The sequence below is a fragment of the Salmonella sp. SAL04214 genome, assembly GCF_046550615.1.
Taxonomy (GTDB): Bacteria; Pseudomonadota; Gammaproteobacteria; order Enterobacterales; family Enterobacteriaceae; genus Salmonella; species Salmonella enterica.
The window spans coordinates 398,767-414,874 of record NZ_JBGDXT010000002.1 but is presented as its reverse complement, the minus strand read 5'-3'; the positions used below and the strand labels follow the sequence as shown (position 1 = coordinate 414,874).

The window sequence follows — 16,108 nt, the reverse complement described above, 5'->3', positions numbered from 1 at the left end:
ACTCAACGGAGTGAATATGAGCGTATTACGTTCGTTATTAACTGCTGGGGTGCTGGCGTCAGGCCTGTTCTGGAGCCTGAGTGGAATCACTGCCACGCCAACGCAGCAGGAGTCGGATCAACGCTGGACGGTCACCCAGCAGCGTAATCCGGATGCTGCCTGTCTGGACTGTCACAAGCCGGACACCGAAGGTATGCACGGTAAACATACGGGCGCTATCAACCCGAACAATAAATTGCCGATAACCTGTACCAACTGCCACGGTCAACCGTCGCTTCACCACCGTGAAGGGGTGAAAGATGTGATGCGTTTTAACGACCCGATGTATACGGTAGAGCAGCAGAACAGCGTCTGTATGTCCTGCCACTTGCCTGAACAACTGCAAAAAGCGTTCTGGCCGCACGATGTTCATGTTACTAAAGTGACCTGCGCCAGTTGCCATTCCCTGCATCCGCAGCAAGACACGATGCAGACGCTAAGCGAGAAAGGGCGGATCAAAATATGCGTGGATTGCCACAGCGATCAGCGTACTAACCCGCACTTTAATCCGGCGTCCGTTCCGTTGCTTAAGGAGCAGCCATGAGTTGCACCCGACGTCAATTTATTACCCGCGTCGGCGCGCTGGCGGCGGTCAGTGGGATGGCAGGACGCGTTGTAGCGAACACGTTGAATATTAACGGCGTGCGTTATGGCATGGTACACGATGAGTCATTATGCATCGGCTGCACGGCCTGCATGGATGCCTGTCGGGAAGTCAACAACGTGCCGGAAGGCGTATCGCGCCTGACGATTATTCGCAGCGAGCCGCAGGGGACGTTTCCTGATGTGAAATATCGCTTCTTCCGCCACTCGTGCCAGCATTGCGACCATGCCCCCTGCGTTGACGTCTGCCCGACCGGCGCATCATTCCGCGATGCCGCCAGCGGTATTGTCGACGTGAACCCGGACCTTTGCGTCGGCTGCCAGTACTGCATTGCCGCGTGTCCCTACCGCGTGCGCTTTATCCATCCGGTCAGTAAGACGGCGGATAAATGCGATTTCTGCCGGAAAACCAACCTGAAAGCGGGCAAACAGCCCGCCTGCGTTGAGTCATGCCCGACGAAGGCGCTGACGTTTGGTAATCTGGACGATCCCAACAGCGATATTTCCCGTTTGTTGCGGCAGAAAACTACCTATCGTTACAAGCTGGCGCTGGGCACAAAACCGAAGGTCTACCGCGTTCCCTTTAACTATGGGGAGGTGAGCCAATGACATCCGCTTCTGCATTTCATTTTGCATCACTGGTGTGGGACTGGCCCATCGCCATCTATCTGTTTCTGATTGGCATCTCCGCCGGACTGGTTACGTTGGCGATTCTGCTGCGCCGCTTCCATCCGGAGGCGGGTGGTTCGGACAGCACGCTGCTACGCACCACGCTGGTGTTAGGGCCGGGGGCGATTATTCTTGGTCTGCTGATTCTGGTCTTCCACCTGACGCGCCCGTGGACCTTCTGGAAGCTGATGTTTCACTACAGCTTTACCTCGGTGATGTCGATGGGGGTGATGCTGTTCCAGCTCTACATGGTGGTGTTAGTGCTGTGGCTGGCAAAAATCTTTGAAAAAGAGGTGATTGCCCTGCAGCAGCGTTGGCTGTCGCGGTTAGAGATCGTGCAGAAAGTGTTGGCGCTAATAACGCCGTTTCATCGCGCGCTGGAGACGTTAATGCTGGTACTGGCGGTTTTGCTCGGGGCGTACACCGGCTTTCTGCTGTCGGCGCTGAAATCCTATCCGTTCCTGAATAACCCGATCCTGCCGGTGCTGTTCCTGTTCTCCGGCATCTCCTCCGGCGCGGCGGTGGCGCTGATCGCTATGGCGTTACGCCATCGTAGCAACCTGCACAGCACCGAGGCGCGCTTTGTACATCGCATGGAAACCCCGGTGGTATGGCTGGAGATCTTCCTGCTGGCGGCCTTTTTTATCGGGCTGGCGCTGGGCGATGACGGCAAAATGCGCGCGCTGGCGGCGGCGCTGGGCGGCGGATTCTGGAGCTGGTGGTTCTGGCTTGGGGTCGTAGGGCTGGGATTGATTATCCCGCTGTTGCTGAAACCCTGGGCAAACCGTAGCGTCACGTTTCACGGCGTGCTGGCCGTTTGCGGCGCCAGTTTGACCGGCGTGCTGTTGCTGCGCTTTTTCATTCTTTATGCGGGACAGCTAACGGTTGCATAATCTGGACATCTTCCTTCCTGAAGCCGGATTTCTGGCGCTGTTGTTGAGTCTCGGGGTCAACGTGCTGACCCCGCTGGCGACGTGGTGCGGGATGGGGCTGCACTGGCGCGGCGTCATGCGCCTGACGACCTGCGGCGCGTGGACGGCGTTCACGCTGCTGCTACTGGCGTTTGCGATTCTGGTTAGCTGTTTTCTGACCAGCGATTTTTCGGTCGTTTATGTTGCGCAGCATAGCCATAGTCAGTTGTCATGGGGACTGAAACTGGCGGCGGTATGGGGCGGTCATGAAGGCTCGCTCCTGCTGTGGGCGCTGCTTCTTTCGGGGTGGACGGCGCTATTCGCCTGGCGCTCCCGGCATGAATCTGACGCGCTTTTTCCGCTGACCCTGAGCATCTTGTCCCTCATTATGGCTTCGCTGCTGCTATTTATTGTGCTGTGGTCCGATCCGTTCCTGCGTATTTTCCCTCCTGCCATGGAAGGGCGCGACCTTAATCCCATGCTGCAACATCTGGGGCTGATCTTACATCCGCCACTGCTCTATCTGGGTTATGGCGGCCTGATGACCGCGGCGAGCGTAGCGCTGGCCTCGCTACTGTGCGGCGGCTTTAACGCGGCAACCGCCTGGGTGTGCTGGCGCTGGGCGTTACCCGGCTGGTGCGCTCTGACGCTGGGGATCATTCTCGGATCGTGGTGGGCGTATTGCGAACTGGGCTGGGGCGGCTGGTGGTTCTGGGACCCGGTGGAAAATGCCTCGTTGTTGCCGTGGCTTGCCGCCAGCGCCTTGCTGCACAGTCTGTATGTCAGCCGCCAGCGCGGGAGCTTCCGTCACTGGTCGTTGCTGCTGGCGATACTGACGCTGATCCTCTCGTTGCTGGGAACGCTGATTGTGCGTTCCGGCATTCTTGTTTCGGTACATGCCTTTGCGCTGGATAACGTGCGCGCGGTGCCGCTGTTTATCCTTTTTGCCGCGTTAAGTCTGGCATCGCTTGCTCTGTACGGCTGGCGGGCGCGGGAGCCGTATCCGGCGACGCGTTTGGACGGCGGAAAGTGCGAAACGCTCATTCTGGCGACGCTGCTGCTCTTTAGCGCCGTCTTGTTGATCGTGCTGGTCGGGACGCTCTATCCCATGATTTATGGTTTGATGGGCTGGGGAAGGCTTTCGGTGGGCGCGCCCTATTTTAATCGCGTCACGCTGCCGTTTGGCCTGCTGATGCTGGTGGTTATCGTGCTGGCGACAATCAGAAGCCGCAAAGTCTCTGTGCATCGTCAGCTTCCGGCGTTGCTGGCGCATACGGGCGTATTTATCTTCGCCGCCGGGATCATGGTTTCCAGCGGCAGTCGGCATGAAATCAGCCTTAACCTCAGCCCCAGTCAGCAGGTAGTACTGGCGGGCTATACCTTTCGTTTCGAGCGTCTGGATCTGGAAGCCAAAGGCAACTACACCAGTGAAAAAGCGCGGATCACGTTGTGGCGGAATGAAAAACGCATTGGCAGCCTGCAGCCTGAAAGGCGCTTCTATGCCGCGCGTCGTCAACAGATGATGGAGCCGGGGATTCACTGGAACCTGCTACATGACTGGTACGCGGTGATGGGCGAAAAAACCGGAGCGGATCGTTACGCCATGCGCTTATACGTGCAGACCGGCGTGCGCTGGATCTGGGGTGGGGGATTGTTGATGGTGTGTGGCGCGCTGCTGAGCGGATGGCGGGGGAGGAAGCGTGATGCGTAAATTACTCACAGCGTTGCCGGATGGCGGCGTAAACGCCTTATCCGGCCTACAGGATGCGCAAACCGTAGGCCGGATAAGCGTAGCGCCATCCGGCAGAAAGTTTTTACTCTTAACGATCGTCCTGTTTTTAATCACCTTCGCCACCCACGCCCAGGTGGTGGATACCTGGCGCTTTGACAATCCGCAACAGCAGGAAAAAGCGCTGTCTATTGCCAGTCAACTGCGCTGTCCGCAGTGTCAGAACCAGAATTTGTTGGAATCCAATGCGCCCGTGGCGGTCAGTATGCGCCATCAGGTTTACAGCATGGTTGCCGAAGGTAAAAGCGAAGCGGAAATCACCGCCTGGATGACCGACCGCTATGGTGATTTCGTGCGCTACAACCCGCCGCTGAATGAGCAAACGCTGCTGTTGTGGGCGCTGCCGTACCTGCTGTTATTGCTGGTGGGCGTGGTGGCCTGGCGGGTGAGAAAGCGTCAGCACGCAGGAGAGGGGGAACAATGAGCCAGTCTGAACACTCCACTGCGCCGTTACGTCCCATGCCTGTAAAGCGTCTGGCGGCTGCGGCGGTGTTGATGGTGGCTGCCTGTGTCGGCGGCTATCTGTTGACGCCGAAATGGCAGGCTGTGCGTAGCGAACAACAGCGTCTGGCCGATCCGCTACGTGACTTTACGAACCCGCAAACGCCAGAGGCGCAGCTTTCCAGGCTGCAAGAAAAAATTCGCGCCAATCCGCAGGATAGCGAGCAATGGGCGCGGCTGGGCGAGTATTATCTCTATCGCAATGCGTATGACAATGCGCTGCTGGCATATCGTCAGGCGTTGCGTCTGCGAGGCGATAACGCGCAGCTTTTCGCCGCGCTGGCAACGGTGCTGTATTACCAGGCCGGGCAACATATGACGCCTGCGACGCGTGAAATGATTAATAAAGCGTTAGCGCTGGATGCGACAGAAGTGACCGCGCAGATGTTGCTGGCGGCGGATGCGTTTATGCAGGCGGATTATGCGCAAGCCGTGTCGCTGTGGCAAACCTTACTGGATGCTAACTCGCCGCGAGTGAATCGCACGCAGCTGGTAGAGGCCATTAATTTGGCTAAATTGTTACAAAATCGGCAGAAATAATTTTTTCTTTTTTGTGACTTTTGTCATGTGTGCTGTTTAAAAAAACGGCGAATGAGACACAAGTAAAAATTAATTACCTCAGTGTATTATTCGTTTTTGACGAAGTAAAAAACTTTCCATAACAAATAGTTATTCATCATTAACGCCATAAACTCGCGTTATTATGCATAAAAACAGCCAAAAGCCCTGTTATGAAAGGGTTGCGCAAGACGCTATGCAAATGATACTGATTATGCGCGTTAAAAAACTCTACAAACCAACGCAACACAAATCATACCCTTTCAGTATGTATTGCTCTCATGCTTTCGGCGGAGAGCAACGCTTCATCGAGGAAGTCTGTTGTTATGAAAAATTTGAAAGTCAGCCTGGCCTGGCAAATTTTGCTGGCTATGGTGCTGGGCATTCTGTTGGGCAGCTATCTGCATTATCACAGTGACAGTCGTGAATGGCTGATTGCCAACCTGCTGTCGCCTGCTGGCGATATTTTTATCCATCTGATTAAAATGATCGTCGTGCCGATCGTGATCTCGACTCTGATTGTCGGCATCGCCGGCGTTGGCGATGCAAAACAGCTAGGCCGTATCGGCGCCAAAACCATTCTCTATTTTGAACTGATCACCACGGTGGCGATTATCCTCGGCATTACGCTGGCGAATGTCTTTCAGCCAGGCTCAGGCATTGATATGTCGCAACTGGCGACCGTCGATATTTCGAAATACCAGAACACCACGGCGGAAGTACAAAGTCATGCGCATGGACTGATGGGGACGATACTGTCGCTGGTGCCGACCAACATCGTCGCGTCGATGGCAAAAGGCGACATGCTGCCGATTATCTTCTTCTCGGTACTGTTCGGTTTAGGTCTGTCTTCTCTGCCGGCAACTCACCGCGAGCCGCTGGTAACGGTATTCCGCTCTATCTCCGAAACCATGTTTAAAGTCACCCATATGGTGATGCGCTATGCGCCAGTGGGCGTTTTTGCGCTGATCGCCGTCACGGTAGCGAATTTTGGTTTCGCGTCGCTGTGGCCGCTGGCGAAACTGGTGCTGCTGGTACACTTTGCCATTATCTTCTTTGCGCTTGTAGTGCTGGGCATCGTGGCGCGCCTGTGCGGGTTAAGTATCTGGATTCTGATTCGCATTCTGAAAGATGAATTGATTCTGGCGTACTCGACCGCCAGCTCCGAGAGCGTGCTGCCGCGCATTATCGAGAAGATGGAAGCTTACGGCGCACCAGCCTCTATCACCAGTTTCGTGGTACCGACCGGTTACTCATTTAACCTCGACGGCTCCACGTTATACCAGAGCATCGCCGCCATTTTTATCGCGCAGCTATACGGTATCGACCTGTCGCTGTGGCAGGAAATTGTACTGGTGCTGACGCTGATGGTGACGTCGAAAGGGATTGCCGGCGTGCCTGGCGTTTCCTTCGTGGTGTTACTGGCGACGCTGGGCAGCGTGGGCATTCCGCTGGAAGGGCTGGCGTTTATCGCCGGTGTCGACCGTATCCTCGACATGGCGCGTACTGCGCTAAATGTGGTGGGGAATGCGCTGGCGGTGCTGGTGATCGCCAAGTGGGAACACAAGTTTGACCGCAAAAAAGCGCTGGCCTACGAGCGCGACGTGCTGGGCAAATTTGATAAGACCGCCCAATAACGGATTGCCGGATGGCGCTTTGCTTATCCGGCCTACAGCGAAAGAGAATGTAGGCCGGATAAGGCGTTCACGCTGCCATCCGACAACCTGCTCCGGGTTGCCTGATGGCGCTACGCTTATCAGGCCTACAACGACTACGTTCATCAGGCAATAAACATCAGCCATTCGTTAGCGTTTCGAACTCTTCGCAACCGGTATCAAACCCTTCCAGACAGCTTAGATTAAACCAGTGCAACGCCTTCTGCTTATTCTTTTCAATAAAGCCCGGTTCACCGTTTAAAAACATCATTCCCGCCCAGTATTCTGAATAGCCGGTACGGGAAATGGCGGAACTGCGTTTGAAATACCAGGCGGCTTTTTCATCATCGGCGGCAATGCCCACGCCGTTGGCGTAAATCAGGCCAAGCAACATTTGCGCATCCACCGCGGAGTCGTTATCCAGATCTTCAGAGGCCTTTTGCAGCAGCGAGATGGCTTTTGGGTAGTCCGGGCGCCCGGCCTGGGTGTTGACCAGGATCCGCGCCAGCGTAATTTCTCCCGCTTTACTGCCCGCGTTAGCCGCCTTTTCAGCCAGCTTTTTCGCGTCGGGATAATCCAGGCTTACCGGATTAGTGATTTTGATTTGCGCCAGTAGCGCGCAGGCGTCGGCGTCGCCACTGTCGGCGGCTTTTTGCGCCCAGTATTCAGCTTTGTTCAAATCGCCATAGCTCAACCAACTGTCGGCCAGAAAATATTGTGCGCGTCTGTCACCTGCCTCTGCTGCCTGCAAATACTGGCTACCCGGCTCAGGATCTGCGGCATGGGCAAAGAATGTCATAAACAACATCAATGCAAGAAGTAGTTTCATTTTGAGTTTTATTTAGGGTACGGAAAAGACAGTATAAAGAGATCGTATGGATAAAAAAACAGCCTCCGGGCGGAGGCTGTTATAGGGAAAATGCCTGATGGCGATGCTAATGCATCTAATCAGGCCTACAGTAGACGCAGGCCGAATAAAGCATTCTGATGCCGCCATCCGGCAGATCAACCCATTGCGCTTTCGCGCAGGCGGGTTTTCAGCTTGTTGTACTCATCAATCACATACTGCTCGGCGGCTCGCTGATCGGCGATCGGCTCAACGCGTACGGCGCAGTATTTGTACTCCGGCGTTTTGGTAATCGGGCTGAGGTTTTCAGTCACCAGCTCGTTACAGGCGCCAATCCACCACTGGTAGGTCATGTAAATCGCCCCTTTGTTTGGGCGATCGCTGACCTGCGCGCGGGTGATGATTTTGCCTTTGCGCGAATGAACCCACACCAGCGCTTCATCTTCAATGCCCAGACGCGCGGCGTCGGCGGTATTGATTTGCGCATAGCCCGGTTCATCGGCCAGCGCGGCCAGCGCCGCACAGTTACCGGTCATTGAGCGGCAGGAGTAGTGGCCGACTTCGCGCACCGTCGACAGTACCATCGGGTACTCTTCGGTGAGTTTATCGATAGGCGCTACCCAGTCGCAGGTGAAGAACTGCGCCAGACCGTTGGGGGTATCGAACTTCTCTTTAAAGAGGTACGAGGTTCCCTGATCGGCATCCGACGTGTCGCGGCATGGCCACTGGATATAGCCCAGCTCGCCCATTTTCTCGTAAGTGGCGCCGTAGAAATCCGGGCACAGATGACGCAACTCATCCCAGATCTCCTGGGTATTGTTGTAGTGCATCGGATAGCCCATCCGGGTGGCGATTTCACTGATAATCTGCCAGTCGGTTTTCAGGTCCCACTTCGGTTCAACGGCTTTAAAGAAGCGCTGGAAGCCACGGTCAGCCGCAGAGAAGACGCCTTCATGCTCGCCCCAGGAGGTGGAGGGTAAAATCACATCCGCCGCCGACGCGGTTTTGGTCATGAAGATATCCTGCACGATGACCAGTTCCAGATCCTCAAACGCTTTACGTACCGCAGAGAGCTCCGCATCGGTTTGCAGCGGATCTTCACCCATAATGTACGCCGCGCGCACTTCGCCATGCGCCGCACGGTGCGGCAGCTCGCTGATGCGATAGCCGGTATGCGCAGGCAGACTTTCTACGCCCCAGGCTTTAGCGAACTTCTCGCGGTTTTCCGGGAACTTAACGTACTGGTAGCCTGGATAAGTATCCGGCAGCGCGCCCATATCGCACGCGCCCTGAACGTTGTTCTGGCCGCGAACCGGGTTAACGCCCGCGCTTGGCTTGCCGAGGTTACCGGTCAGCATCGCGAGGCTGGTCAGTGAACGCACGGTTTCCACACCCTGATAGAACTGGGTGACGCCCATCCCCCACAAGATCGCTGCGCTTTTCGCGCTGGCATACATCCGCGCCGCCTGACGAATTTCCTGTGCGCTCACGCCAGTGATCTCTTCGACGGACTCCGGCGTATAGCCTTCGACAATCTTACTGTACTCTTCAAAACCTTCGGTACGGCTGGCGACAAACGCTTTGTCGTACAGGTTTTCTTCAATAATGACATGCCCCATTGCGTTGAGCAGCGCGATATTCGAGCCGTTTTTCAACGCGATATGCATGTCAGCGATGCGCGCGGTTTCAATTTTGCGCGGATCGCAGACGATAATTTTCGCCCCGTTGCGTTTAGCGTTAATCACATGATTCGCCACGATAGGGTGGGAATCCGCCGGGTTATACCCGAAGACGAACACTAAATCAGTGTTATCAATTTCGTTAATCGCATTACTCATTGCGCCGTTACCGACCGATTGGTGCAGACCTGCAACCGATGGGCCGTGTCAGACGCGAGCGCAGCAGTCAACGTTATTGGTGCCAATAACGGCGCGTGCGAATTTTTGCATTACATAGTTGGTTTCATTTCCGGTACCGCGAGAGGAGCCGGTTGTCTGGATTGCATCCGGACCGTACTTCGCTTTGATGGCGCTCAAACGTTCAGCGACGTAATTGAGCGCTTCATCCCAGGAAACAGATTCCAGTTTGCCGCCACGCTGGCGACGGATCATTGGGGTTTTCAGGCGCGGGGTCAGGATCTGGGTATCATTAATAAAATCCCAGCCGTAGTAGCCCTTCAGACACAGGGTACCCTGGTTGGTTTTCCCCTGCGCCGCCTCAGCCCGGACGATTTTGCCGTTATCGACCACCAGATTGATTTTGCAACCTGATGCGCAATACGGGCAAACCGTGACGACTTTTTTCATCGGTTTCGCTCCAGTTAATCAAATCGCGCATACGCGCTGTCGCCCTCAGTATGCATGTTTTATGCCACTTTTTTAGTATGGGCTTTCCCTGATATTACGGGCGAATTTTGTTCAAAACCCTGACGAAAAACAGGCTATCGTCAGTTTTGACGTGTCGAAAGAAAATGCCGCATGACATTTATTATGGGGAGAAACGCTGAGCGCGGGCCAGATAGGGCGGAGCCGCCATCCGGCAATCTGCTCTGCCTGAAGTGGGGGGTTTTTAATAAATTGTCCGGATGGATAGACTCAAGGCCAGGGAACGCGTTGAGACTAACGCCAGGATAGAACGGGCCGCGGCAGGCAGTTCCATACCGCGGCCCGGCTTCAGAGGAGGCTGAAAAGGATTATCGCGGCAAAAATAGCGGCAATAACGAGATATTTCAGCGCGTAATAGAGAGTGCGGTTTTTCTTTTTCAGCCGTTGCCCGGCATCGCGTGCTGCGTGAACGTATTTAAAGATGCGATTAATCGCACCGGTGCGATCGTTCTCGTCGTTTGGCGAACTGGCGGCGGACATCAACGATGCGCCGACCCAGTGGTTTACGCTCTGCGCCCAGCGCCATTTCATTGGACGCTCAATATCGCAAAAGAGGATAATACGCGTCTGCTCAGTTTTATTTTCCGCCCAATGAACGTAGGTTTCGTCGAAGATGACGGCTTCGCCGTCGCGCCAGCTATGGCGCTGTCGATCAACTTCAATAAAACAGCGGTCGTCATTCGGTGTGCTTAATCCAAGATGGTAACGTACTGAACCGGCATAGGGGTCGCGATGTTTTCCCAGATAGGCCCCGGGAGGCAACTCGGCGAACATCGCCGCTTTAATAGAGGGGATGCTGTTGACCAGCTTTGTCGTTATCGGGCATAACGTTTCCGCCGACGGGTGGGCATCGGAATACCATTTAAGGTAAAACCGTTTCCAGCCGCGCTTGAAAAAGGTGTTGAATCCGGCGTCGTTATTGGCCTGCGCGGCTTTTATGTGATGCTGAAGCCGTAGCGCCTCTTCACGAATCACCTGCCAGTTTTCCGTCAGCTTCTGCAGCTCTGGAAATGCCGTGGTATCAAAGTACGGCTGCTTTGCCGGTAACGTTGAGAAGCGAGTCATGAACATATTGATCGGCGCCATAAACGTCGAGTGGTCAAAGAGCTGACGGGAAAGTTTTTGTTTTTCCACCCCGCGTGAATGCGCATAAATGACGCTGATAATAAAAATACCGATAATGATTGCTGCGAACATAACGTCACTGTCCTTCTAAGAAAACCTCATCCCGGGATTTTCAGGCAACCCTCCCGGTGATGCCAAAGAGAAAAGTGTAGTTCGTTGACAATAAATTTACATTTCTACAACTTAAAAGGGCCATTTTTGCTAAAGAAGCGAGTCAGCCCGTTTAACCTTTATCCAGGCTTGTCGACAGTAGAATTGAGATGACTCCGCTACTTCACCCGGTGACGGCTGATTACGTTATGCCTTATCTCCCGATGACGGCTGCCCGATCACAATGCTTTCGTAAACCGAAAATGACTTTGCTTGTAACCTTCGCGAAGATAAAAACGGTGTGCATCGCGGCGTTTAATATTTGTGGAAAGCTCCGTTAGCTCGGCGCCAGCCTGACGTGCTTCTTCTTCTGCCCAGGCCAGAAGCTGACTGCCAATTTTTTGTCCCCGCATCGGCGGTAATACCACCAACTCCTGAATTTCGCCAATCCAGTTGGCATGATGGAGATGAAACTGCATATGCAGGCTGATCATGCCGACTACCTCTCCGTTGCGCAGCGCTAAACGATAATGAACGTTGGGGTCCAGTAAATTAGCGGCAAATCCATCCCTGAAAGCCTGATAATCAAGCTCATTTTTAAGTAACTCACAGATAAGCGCGTAAATAGAATCGGTATCCTCTGTTGTCGCGTGGCGTAATTCACAGACTGGCATAATGTCCTCCCGACGCTTCATCAGGATCAACCATCTTTCGCCAGACTGTAGCAAACTACCGTCATGATTTATTCTATGACAGTTAAACGGCGGATAACGTACAGCCAAAGATCACTCTGATGGCAAGGGGGAGGGCGATCCTCCCGGGGAGTTAGGTGGCAGGCTGATGTTTAACCACGTTAATCATCCACGGCACCCCGAAACGATCGCTGACCTTGCCGAAACCCTGCGCCCAGAAGGTCTCCTGCCAGTCCATTTCGATTTGCCCATGTGCGGCAAGGTTATCAAACCAGCGCTTCCCTTCTGCTACATCCTGGGTATCAAGCACCAGCGTAAAGCCGGAATAATGCGCCGTTCCCGACGGGCTGGCATCACTCATCATGATATCGCTGCCGGCAATGCGCATGTTGGCGTGGGCGATAGCAGTATCGGGAAAGCGCATTCCTGACGGGCAGCCCTCTTCGTTATCCGCCGCTGAGGGGGGCATTTCACCGAAGCTGAGTTTATAAAGCAGTTCTGCGCCTAACGTTTGTTGATAATACGCGATGGCGTCGGCACAGTTGCCGGCAAAAGAGAGATAGGGACTTAACGGCATGATGGTTACCTCAGGTAAGAGATGCTCGTTAAGTGTAGTTCGAAATTGGCACAATATTGTCGGTGGCAGGGCCGCTCAGGCCCGGTAAGCGAGGCGCTACCGGGCAATGACACGGTAAATCAGTTCTTTTTCACGAACTCGGATTTCAGTTTCATCGGGCCAAAACCATCGATTTTGCAGTCGATGTTATGGTCGCCTTCAACCAGACGAATATTCTTCACTTTGGTGCCGATTTTCAGCATGGAAGAGCTGCCTTTTACTTTCAGATCTTTCACGATGGTGACGCTATCGCCGTCTGCCAGCAGGTTGCCGTTGGCGTCTTTGACAATCAGCTCATCGCTCTCCTGAGCGGGTTCCGCATCGTTCCATTCGTGAGCGCATTCCGGGCAGATGAACATGCCGTTATCTTCGTAGGTATATTCGGAGTTACATTGCGGGCAGTGGGGTAATGACATGTTGGTATCCTCAAAAAGTCAGCGGGGGCAAACGCGCCCAAAAATGGCAGATCGCCGAAAAAGGCCGCAATTATACACAAAATCCTTAGCGTTGTCGGGACTATTGCCGCTTTTATAAATGGGTCTGCGCCACGCCAGTCAGCAATGGTTTACACTCAAATAACCGCTTTTTTACTGTCACCACAGCGCATTAGGGCGTCCTTATTTACACCTTTTGACCGAATTAACATATATGTGTGAAGTTGATCACATATTTAAACCCTGTTAGGGTAAAAAGGTCATTAACTGCCCATTCAGGCGTCAACAGGTTCGGTTGTACAGTCCGTAACCGGACAGTGTAAGTAAACCTGCTACGCTTGTATGAGGGATAGCGTTCGCGCCCCTCCCTCCGCTCGACGGCGACGCTGGCGCGGTATGCCAGTGCCCGCCGTATATAGCGCTACAGGGCTTAGCCTATGAGGACAGCTATGCTGAAAAGGAAAAAAATAAAACCGATTACACTGGGCGATGTGACCATCATTGATGATGGTAAACTTCGCAAAGCGATTACCGCCGCCTCGCTGGGCAACGCGATGGAGTGGTTTGATTTTGGTGTTTATGGATTTGTTGCCTACGCGTTGGGTAAAGTCTTTTTCCCCGGCGCCGATCCCAGCGTCCAGATGATTGCCGCGCTGGCCACGTTTTCCGTTCCCTTCCTGATTCGTCCGCTCGGCGGGTTATTCTTTGGTATGCTCGGCGATAAATACGGGCGCCAGAAGATCCTGGCGATCACGATTGTGATTATGTCGATCAGTACCTTCTGTATCGGGTTAATCCCCTCTTACGCGACGATCGGTATCTGGGCGCCAATACTGTTGTTGCTGTGTAAAATGGCGCAGGGCTTCTCGGTTGGCGGGGAATATACCGGCGCGTCGATCTTTGTCGCGGAATATTCGCCGGATCGTAAACGCGGATTTATGGGAAGCTGGCTGGATTTTGGTTCCATCGCTGGGTTCGTGCTGGGCGCGGGCGTGGTGGTCTTAATCTCAACGATTGTCGGCGAGGAGAATTTCCTTGAGTGGGGCTGGCGTATTCCGTTCTTTATCGCCTTGCCATTGGGAATTATCGGTCTCTACTTACGCCATGCGCTGGAAGAGACGCCAGCGTTTCAGCAGCACGTGGATAAACTGGAGCAGGGCGACCGCGAAGGGTTGCAGGATGGGCCGAAAGTCTCCTTTAAAGAGATTGCCACCAAATACTGGCGTAGCCTGTTGTCATGTATCGGTCTGGTGATTGCCACCAACGTGACCTACTACATGCTGCTCACCTACATGCCGAGCTACCTGTCGCATAACCTGCACTATTCTGAAGATCACGGCGTGTTGATTATCATCGCCATTATGATCGGGATGCTGTTTGTGCAGCCGGTGATGGGGCTGCTGAGCGACCGTTTCGGTCGACGTCCATTTGTGATTATGGGCAGCATTGCGCTGTTTGCGCTGGCGATCCCGGCCTTCATCCTGATTAACAGTAACGTTATTGGCCTAATTTTTGCCGGTTTGTTGATGCTGGCGGTGATTCTGAACTGCTTTACCGGGGTGATGGCCTCGACATTGCCGGCGATGTTTCCGACGCATATTCGTTACAGCGCGCTGGCGGCGGCTTTTAATATCTCTGTATTGATTGCCGGTCTGACGCCAACGCTGGCGGCCTGGCTGGTGGAAAGCTCGCAGGATCTGATGATGCCGGCGTATTATTTGATGGTCATCGCGGTGATCGGCTTGATTACCGGTATTTCCATGAAAGAGACGGCCAATCGTCCGCTAAAAGGCGCAACGCCAGCGGCGTCGGACATCCAGGAAGCGAAGGAAATTCTGGGTGAGCATTACGATAATATTGAGCAGAAAATCGACGACATCGATCAGGAAATTGCGGAGCTGCAGGTCAAACGTTCGCGTCTGGTACAGCAACATCCGCGTATCGATGAATAAATTTCGCGCTTAAGGTTCGCTTAATCTCTCGCGGGCATACTCTCCTCCATACCTTTGGAGGAGAGCGTCATGAAAAGCTATATTTATAAAAGTTTGACGACCCTGTGTAGCGTGCTGATTGTCAGCAGTTTTATCTATGTGTGGGTCACGACGTATTAAACGCCTGTTATGCCTTTTTCAACAGCACCCAGGCACGGGTGCCTGTTCTTTCCGTACGGTTTTGCAGGAAAAACTGTCCCTGATGTAGCTGGGTGATGCGGCTGACGATACTCAGCCCCAGTCCAATTCCGCCATAACGGCTGTCCATCCGCACGAACGCTTCGCTTAGCTTCCCGCATTTGCTTTCATCAATACCCGGACCCTCGTCTTCGACCGCCATAATAGCGTCGGGGTCGGCGCTAATGTGGATAGTGATATGGGTTCCTTCAGGGCTATAGCGATGCGCGTTTTCCACCAGATTTCGCAGCAGCATACGCAGTAACGTCGCGTCACCGCGCACCACCACGTCCGCCGCGCTTTCCGGCAGCAACAGAGTTTGCTGGCGCGTTTCCAGCATGGTGTTCAGCTCATCGTAGGAGGGGAGGATCACATCTTCCAGCAGTTTTACTTCCTGATAATTCCCGGAAGAGAATGACTGGCCCACGCGCGCCAGTTGCAGAAGCTGGGAGACGCTATCCATCATCTGGTCAAGACGGGCGATAAGCGGCGCGACATCAACATTGTGGGTTTTTGACAATAATTCCAGATGCAAACGCACCCCCGACAGCGGCGTGCGTAGCTCATGGGCCACATCGGCGGTAAAAAGGCGTTCATTGTCGAGCGTGGTGGTCAAACGCGTAACCAGTTGATTGATCGCCGAGACGACGGACTCAATCTCAAGCGTGGAGCTGTGAATGGCGATCGGCGCCAGATTATCCGCCGTCCGTGCTTCCAGCTCTTTTTGCAGTTCGGCGAGCGGACGGGTAATACGCCGTACCGCCTGGTAACAAATTAGCAGAGTCAGGCTAACCATAAATACGCCGGGGACGATCAGGCTGGCGACCGCCTCGCGAATTTCGTGCATGATATGGCGATCGTTGTTGCGATTATCCCGCAGCGCCTGCTCGAACAATTGGATTTGCTCAGTGCTTTCATGCCATAACCAGAAGGTACTAATTAACTGGAACACCAGCAGAATAAGACCAATTGTCAGCATTAAACGCTGGCGAAGGGTCATCGCTCTTCGCTGAAAACGCATCAGGCT

14 protein-coding genes and 1 pseudogene are annotated in these 16,108 nt (G+C 54.0%); 8 read left to right on the top strand and 7 right to left on the bottom strand.

Annotation, left to right across the window (positions count from 1 at the left end):
- Positions 1–16: 16 nt before the first annotated feature.
- The 6 genes and pseudogenes from nrfB (at position 17) to gltP (ending at position 6,707) form a co-directional block, all read left to right on the top strand.
- Complete coding sequence (nrfB, locus tag ACLJQD_RS05210) at positions 17–583, top strand: cytochrome c nitrite reductase pentaheme subunit (protein ID WP_017441244.1); 567 nt, start codon at positions 17–19, stop codon at positions 581–583.
- Positions 580–1,251 (top strand): cytochrome c nitrite reductase Fe-S protein, encoded by a 672-nt coding sequence (gene nrfC, locus ACLJQD_RS05205; RefSeq protein WP_001278025.1) that lies wholly within the window; start codon positions 580–582, stop codon positions 1,249–1,251. Before nrfB ends, nrfC begins: the two co-directional genes overlap by 4 nt.
- A complete protein-coding gene (nrfD, locus tag ACLJQD_RS05200) occupies positions 1,248–2,204 on the top strand; it encodes a cytochrome c nitrite reductase subunit NrfD (RefSeq protein ID WP_017441243.1) in 957 nt (318 codons plus the stop codon). Before nrfC ends, nrfD begins: the two co-directional genes overlap by 4 nt.
- Positions 2,197–4,435 (top strand): annotated as a pseudogene (gene nrfF, locus ACLJQD_RS05195) (heme lyase NrfEFG subunit NrfF). The gene nrfD and the pseudogene nrfF overlap by 8 nt, the downstream one beginning before the upstream one ends.
- A complete protein-coding gene (nrfG, locus tag ACLJQD_RS05190) occupies positions 4,432–5,052 on the top strand; it encodes a heme lyase NrfEFG subunit NrfG (protein ID WP_000083233.1) in 621 nt (206 codons plus the stop codon). Before nrfF ends, nrfG begins: the two are co-directional and overlap by 4 nt.
- Positions 5,053–5,396: 344 nt before the next feature.
- The gene (gltP, locus tag ACLJQD_RS05185; RefSeq protein ID WP_017441241.1) at positions 5,397–6,707 is read left to right on the top strand and encodes a glutamate/aspartate:proton symporter GltP; all 1,311 of its coding nucleotides are present in this window, start codon (positions 5,397–5,399) and stop codon (positions 6,705–6,707) included.
- A 157-nt stretch (positions 6,708–6,864) separates the two neighbouring features.
- Here gltP and yjcO read toward each other — a convergent pair whose 3' ends face one another.
- The 6 genes from yjcO to ACLJQD_RS05155 form a co-directional block, all read right to left on the bottom strand.
- Positions 6,865–7,554: a Sel1 family TPR-like repeat protein YjcO gene (gene yjcO, locus ACLJQD_RS05180; protein ID WP_017441240.1), complete on the bottom strand. Its 690-nt coding sequence runs from the start codon at positions 7,552–7,554 to the stop codon at positions 6,865–6,867.
- Between the two features lie 176 nt (positions 7,555–7,730).
- Complete coding sequence (locus ACLJQD_RS05175) at positions 7,731–9,878, bottom strand: formate dehydrogenase H subunit alpha, selenocysteine-containing (RefSeq protein ID WP_011233236.1); 2,148 nt, start codon at positions 9,876–9,878, stop codon at positions 7,731–7,733.
- A 366-nt stretch (positions 9,879–10,244) separates the two neighbouring features.
- Positions 10,245–11,153 (bottom strand): lipid A hydroxylase LpxO, encoded by a 909-nt coding sequence (gene lpxO / locus ACLJQD_RS05170; protein WP_000457029.1) that lies wholly within the window; start codon positions 11,151–11,153, stop codon positions 10,245–10,247.
- Between the two features lie 257 nt (positions 11,154–11,410).
- Positions 11,411–11,845: an aminoalkylphosphonate N-acetyltransferase gene (gene phnO / locus ACLJQD_RS05165; RefSeq protein WP_017441239.1), complete on the bottom strand. Its 435-nt coding sequence runs from the start codon at positions 11,843–11,845 to the stop codon at positions 11,411–11,413.
- A 151-nt stretch (positions 11,846–11,996) separates the two neighbouring features.
- Entirely contained in the window at positions 11,997–12,440 is a 444-nt protein-coding gene (gene yjdN, locus ACLJQD_RS05160) for a VOC family metalloprotein YjdN (RefSeq protein WP_017441238.1), read from the bottom strand.
- 119 nt (positions 12,441–12,559) lie between these two features.
- Positions 12,560–12,895, bottom strand: a complete 336-nt coding sequence (locus tag ACLJQD_RS05155) for a zinc ribbon domain-containing protein YjdM (RefSeq protein WP_000056482.1) — start codon at positions 12,893–12,895, stop codon at positions 12,560–12,562.
- Positions 12,896–13,362: 467 nt separating this feature from the next.
- Between ACLJQD_RS05155 and proP the strand changes: the two genes are divergently transcribed.
- Both proP and pmrR read left to right on the top strand, forming a co-directional pair.
- Positions 13,363–14,865 carry a glycine betaine/L-proline transporter ProP gene (gene proP, locus ACLJQD_RS05150; protein ID WP_017441237.1) on the top strand — a complete coding sequence of 501 codons (1,503 nt, stop codon included), beginning with the start codon at positions 13,363–13,365 and terminating at the stop codon, positions 14,863–14,865.
- A gap of 69 nt (positions 14,866–14,934) precedes the next feature.
- Positions 14,935–15,024 carry an LpxT activity modulator PmrR gene (pmrR, locus tag ACLJQD_RS05145; RefSeq protein ID WP_000844399.1) on the top strand — a complete coding sequence of 30 codons (90 nt, stop codon included), beginning with the start codon at positions 14,935–14,937 and terminating at the stop codon, positions 15,022–15,024.
- Between the two features lie 7 nt (positions 15,025–15,031).
- Here the strand turns inward: pmrR and pmrB are convergent, their stop codons facing one another.
- Positions 15,032–16,102 carry a two-component system sensor histidine kinase PmrB gene (gene pmrB / locus ACLJQD_RS05140; RefSeq protein WP_001212189.1) on the bottom strand — a complete coding sequence of 357 codons (1,071 nt, stop codon included), beginning with the start codon at positions 16,100–16,102 and terminating at the stop codon, positions 15,032–15,034.
- Positions 16,103–16,108: the final 6 nt, after the last annotated feature.